Annotated in this window: 1 protein-coding gene; it reads left to right on the top strand. The window is 41.7% G+C overall.

All coding sequences use genetic code 11. The features are described from left to right. Nucleotides 1–820, top strand: an 820-nt coding sequence (locus ACM6JA_RS19680) for a transposase (RefSeq protein WP_414853702.1), incomplete at its 5' end; no start/stop codon positions are given. Nucleotides 821–1,030 lie beyond the last annotated feature (210 nt).

Raw genomic sequence — 1,030 nt, 5'->3', positions numbered from 1 at the left:
CGATCTTTTATCGGTTGACCTACAAGCGGTTCAAGGACAAATCCACAACTGGCTAGATCGCTTTTTCCCCGAGTTTCTTACCGTATTCAAAGACTGGGAAGGAAAATCGGCATTACAACTCTTAAAGCTAAATTTATTACCACATGAATTAAGCAAACTTACCGACCAAGAGATCCTAATTCACCTCAGAAAAGCTGTTACACGTGCGGTTGGACTCAGCAAAATAACTGAACTCAAAGAAGTAGCCAGTCATTCGATTGGCATTCGTGAGGGTTCAGCAATGGCTAAATTAGAGCTACGCACGTTAATAGATAAGTACGAACTCATAAATGAACAGTTCGAAGAACTGGAATCTAATATAGATGATTTACTCAAACAGATTCCAGGTGTTGAACAAATGTTAGCCATCACAGGTATAGGTAAAGATACGGTTGCAGGCTTTTTTTCAGAGGTAGGTGACCTCAGTAACTATTCCCACCCTCGGCAGATCATCAAATTAGCTGGATTGAGTCTGAGGGAGAATACATCTGGAAAGCACAAAGGACAAACCAAAATTACGAAGAGAGGGAGAAAGACACTCCGAGCCCTCCTTTTTCGAGTAGCGATGCCTTTGGTCGCTAAGAACAGTGCCTTCAAAGCTCTACATCAATATTTTACAAAACGGCCAAATAATCCTTTGAAGAAGCTGCAGTCTCTCATCGCAATTTGCAATAAGCTGATACGAATTCTGTTCACGATTGGCAAGAAGCAATGTGAATTCAGTGAAGAACGTATGTTAAAGGACATTCCTCATATAGTAGAACTTCTGAGAGCAGCTTAGATTGTCTTTTGAATTCTCAACGTGAAGCAATAGATAATAACATTTGAAGCACGGATTAGTCAGTAAAGCAACTATAATACGGGCAAAGGATCCTGTCGGGCAGCATGACTGACATCCACCTCATGGAAAGGTTGGACGAAGGAATTTGGGAGCGAAGACTCTGTGAGATTTGGGAGGGTTGACCTCCATGAGATATGTGGACATCCACCA

The sequence above is a fragment of the Brevibacillus sp. IT-7CA2 genome (genome assembly GCF_949767855.1).
Classification (GTDB): Bacteria; Bacillota; Bacilli; order Brevibacillales; family Brevibacillaceae; genus Brevibacillus.
This window is presented reverse-complemented; position numbering and strand designations above follow the sequence as displayed.